The sequence below is a fragment of the Tepidiforma sp. genome, assembly GCF_034433535.1.
GTDB lineage: Bacteria > Chloroflexota > Dehalococcoidia > Tepidiformales > Tepidiformaceae > Tepidiforma.
In genome coordinates this window covers 1-3,413 of the sequence record NZ_DAOUAO010000170.1, presented here as the reverse complement: position 1 = coordinate 3,413, position 3,413 = coordinate 1, and the positions used below count along the sequence as shown (strand labels likewise).

At 71.8% G+C, this 3,413-nt stretch carries 5 protein-coding genes; 1 reads left to right on the top strand and 4 read right to left on the bottom strand.

Annotated features, from left to right (window positions below):
• From VAE46_RS09090 to VAE46_RS09080, 3 genes are all read right to left on the bottom strand, one after another.
• On the bottom strand, positions 1 to 617 hold a 617-nt coding region (locus VAE46_RS09090; protein WP_322796613.1), incomplete at its 3' end, for an MMPL family transporter.
• Positions 618 to 641: 24 nt separating this feature from the next.
• Complete coding sequence (locus VAE46_RS09085) at positions 642 to 944, bottom strand: hypothetical protein (RefSeq protein WP_322796612.1); 303 nt, start codon at positions 942 to 944, stop codon at positions 642 to 644.
• A gap of 117 nt (positions 945 to 1,061) precedes the next feature.
• A complete protein-coding gene (locus VAE46_RS09080) occupies positions 1,062 to 1,394 on the bottom strand; it encodes a metalloregulator ArsR/SmtB family transcription factor (RefSeq protein ID WP_322796611.1) in 333 nt (110 codons plus the stop codon).
• 67 nt (positions 1,395 to 1,461) lie between these two features.
• Between VAE46_RS09080 and VAE46_RS09075 the strand changes: the two genes are divergently transcribed.
• The gene (locus VAE46_RS09075; protein ID WP_322796610.1) at positions 1,462 to 2,253 is read left to right on the top strand and encodes a class I SAM-dependent methyltransferase; all 792 of its coding nucleotides are present in this window, start codon (positions 1,462 to 1,464) and stop codon (positions 2,251 to 2,253) included.
• Between the two features lie 6 nt (positions 2,254 to 2,259).
• Here the strand turns inward: VAE46_RS09075 and VAE46_RS09070 are convergent, their stop codons facing one another.
• Entirely contained in the window at positions 2,260 to 3,258 is a 999-nt protein-coding gene (locus VAE46_RS09070) for a GNAT family N-acetyltransferase (RefSeq protein ID WP_322796609.1), read from the bottom strand.
• Positions 3,259 to 3,413 lie beyond the last annotated feature (155 nt).

The window sequence follows — 3,413 nt, the reverse complement described above, 5'->3', positions numbered from 1 at the left end:
ATCGCCGCCGGCAACAGCGTCAGCGCCGCCAGCAGAACGAAGCCCACCGCCAGCATCATCCCGGCCGCCATCGACCGGAACGCCGGGATCGGCACGATCAGGATTGCCGAGAGGCTGATGAGCACGGTCAGGCCGCTGAACAGCACCGCCTTGCCCGCGGTGTCCATCGTCACCGCTGCCGCCAGCAGCCGGTCGTTCGACGCGTGAATGGCGCCGCGATAGCGCGAGACGATGAACAGGGCGTCGTCGATCCCCAGCGCCAGGGCGAACATGATGGCGAAATTGAGCGTCCAGATGGAGAGGTCCGTCACGCGGGTGATGCCGTAGAGCACCCCCATCGCCGAGACCAGCCCCGCCGCCGTCAGCATCAGCGGCAGCCCCGCCGCCGCCAGCGAGCCGAACGCCGCCACCAGGATCAGGAGCGTCACCGGCCAGGTGAGCATCTCCGCCTTCATCATGCCCTCACGGTTCACGGCGTTGAAATCCGCCCAGAACGCCGGCGAGCCGGTCAGGGCCACCCGCACCTCCTCGCCGTCCAGCCGCGCGATGTCGTCGGCGACCCGCTCCGCCGCGCGCACCGCTTCCGTCGGCTCCACCACCGCGCCCGCCTGCAGCATCACCGTCCGGCCGTCAGGCCCCGGCTAAGGCGGCAGGACCGGGCCGAGCGCTGGCTCCGCCGCCAGCACGGCCTGCGCGCTCGCCACCTTCTCGGCGAACGCCGCGTCATCGACGGTGGCCGAATCCGACCAGCTGACCACTACCGCCGATTGCGACGACAGCCCGCCGAACTCCCGCTCGATGACCTGGCGCGCAGCCAGCGAATCGGACCCGTTGACCTCCCACATGGCACCGGAAAGCGCATGCTCGAGGCGCGGCGCGAACACCCCCAGCGCCCCGGCCAGCACCACCCAGGCCGCGATCACCGGCCACCGGTGTGCGGCCATCCAGCGGCCGAAGCGCCCGAGCGGCCCGGGTCTCCAGGTAATCGGTTCATGACGATGTAGCGATTAATGGACCAACGCACTGCCCTCCTCGTTCGTGTTCCCCGTGCGGGGTGCTGGCTACGTCGCCGAGAATGCCCGCGCTTCCGCCTCAGCCTGCTCCCGCAGCCGCCCGCAGACCAGCTCGCAGAGCGTCGTCAGGGTGGGGTCGGTCACGCGGTAGTACGCCGCCGTGCCCTCCGTCCTCCGTGCGACCATGCCGGCGTCGGCCAGCGTTCGCAGGTGCTTACTGATGTTCGCCTGGCTCATCCCGAGCCGTTCGACGAGCTGCGAAACGTTCAGCTCCCCCTCCGCCAGCAGCGTGCGCAGGATGGCAAGCCGGGTCGCGTCGCCGAGCACGCGGAACCGCTCGGCGACCGGTTCAAGCAGGTGGGCGGGCAGCACCTCAGCCATGCCGCTCACTCTATCGTCATGGAGCGATAAAGCGCAACCATCGACGCCGCTCCCCCGGCCTGTCACCATGACCGCGTACCCCGAGGAGTTCGCCGTGCCGCCCACTGTCGAGGACCAGTTCGGACCCGCCGCCCGCGCCTACGCCACCTTCTCCTACCACGCAGCCGGCCCCGACCTGCCCATCATCGTCGAAGCCGCCGGCCTCACCGGCAGCGAGGACGTTCTCGATATCGGCACCGGCGCCGGGCACACCGCCATGGCCTGCGCGCCCCACGCGGCAACCGTCACCGCCATCGACCTCACCCCCCAAATGCTCCAGGCCGCCAGCGACCTCGCCGCCAGCCGCCGCCTCGCCAACATCCAGTTCCGCCTCGCCGATGCCGCCAGCCTCCCCTTCCCCGACGGTTCGTTCGATGCCGCAACCTGCCGCGTCGCTGCCCACCACTTCCCCGCCATCGACCGCGCCCTCGCCGAAGCCTTCCGCGTTCTCCGCCCCGGCGGTCGCCTCGTCATCGCCGATACCGTGGCGCCCGAAGACCCCCTCGGCGATACCTTCCTGAACACCCTCGAGTACCTTCGCGACCCCTCCCACGTCCGCGATTACCGCGGCTCGGAGTGGCTGCGCCTTCTCGCCCGCGCCGGCTTCGATGCCGCGATCATCCACCGCTTCCCGCTCAGCCTCGATGGTGCCGATTGGGTCGCCCGTCAGCACACCCCGGCCCATCGCGTCGCCGTCATCCGCGAACTCCTCGACGGTGCCCCGCCCGCGCTCCGGAGCGCCTTTGAGATTCGCCAGGACCCGTGGGGCTTCTCCCAGCCGATCGCCGTCATCCGCGCTGTCCGCCCGGCAGCAGCCTGACCGCGGCTACTCCTCGAGCACCAGCCGAACCACCCGCCGCTCGCGGCCGCCGAGGCGCCGCTTGTACTCCTCATCCCCCCGCAGGAAGTCGAACCGCCCCAGCCCCTGTTCGATGGCATCGCGGATCGCCCATGCCTTGCTCACCAGCCCGGGCGCCAGCTGCGCAACCGCCGGGTCGAACCCGCTGTTGTAGAGGTACGCCGTCCCGCCGAACTCAAAGACCAGCGTCGCCGCCGCCGGCCGCCCATCGAGCAGCGTGAGCCCCAGCACCGCGCTTTCCGCCAGCCCCGGCTCCCGCACCAGCGCCCGGAACAACGCCTCCATCTCGGGCGTCAGGAAGGCCGCCTTGTCCGCCCGGCTGGCCCGCATCAGCGCGAAGAGCAGGTCGAGCCGCTCCGCGGCCGCAGCGCCCACCAGCCGTTCGAAGCGCGCTTCCCCCGCCGCCTCGAAGTGGCGCAGCTTGCGCCGCAGCTCGTGGCGGTCGTGCTTGCCGAGCCCCGCCACGTACGCCGCGAAGCTCGCCGGCAGCTCCAGCCCCGGGCAGACCGCTTCCGGCTCCGCCGCCAGCCGCCAGCCATACCGTTCCGCGGCCCGAGCGAACGCCCTCGGCCATGGGCCATCCCCCGCGATGCCCCACGCGGTCAGCCGCCGGGTCAAGTCCTCCCGCAGCCATTCCAGCACCCCCGCCGCCACCGCCTCTTCCTCCCCCGGCAGCGCCAGCGGCCCGCCGTAGTCCCGCACATCGGGGTCGCCCAGCTCCCACGCCCCGTCCGGGCGGAGGTCGAGCGCCGCGACCCCGATCAGCCGCTCCTCCCGCCGGATGGCCAGGAAGACCGCCTCGCCACCGGGCCGAAAGACCGAGCGCCAGGCAGCGTGCCAGCCGGGAAGGTGGAACGGCGTCGCCCCCGGTGCGGCCCGCGCCAGCTGCTCCCACTCTGGGCGCAGCGCTTCGAACGCCTCCGACGTGATGAGCGGCAGCGGCTCGAGCATCACTTCCTCGTCCATCGGCCTACCCGCGCACGCCGTAGACGCCCTGCCCCGGCCGCTCTTCCCAGAGCCCGCAGCTTGTCTCCGCGTCTTCGAAGAACGGCCCCACGCACTCGCGCCCGTCACGCACGAAGTGGCGGCAGAGGTTGATCAGCCCCTGCCCGCGCCGGTGG

Bases quoted from the DNA above. Each gene is read 5' to 3' on its own strand.
- VAE46_RS09085 (WP_322796612.1), bottom strand. From the start codon at position 944: ATGGCCGCACACCGGTGGCCGGTGATCGCGGCCTGGGTGGTGCTGGCC.
- VAE46_RS09070 (WP_322796609.1), bottom strand. From the start codon at position 3,258: ATGGACGAGGAAGTGATGCTCGAGCCGCTGCCGCTCATCACGTCGGAG.
- VAE46_RS09080 (WP_322796611.1), bottom strand. From the start codon at position 1,394: ATGGCTGAGGTGCTGCCCGCCCACCTGCTTGAACCGGTCGCCGAGCGG.
- VAE46_RS09075 (WP_322796610.1), top strand. From the start codon at position 1,462: ATGACCGCGTACCCCGAGGAGTTCGCCGTGCCGCCCACTGTCGAGGAC.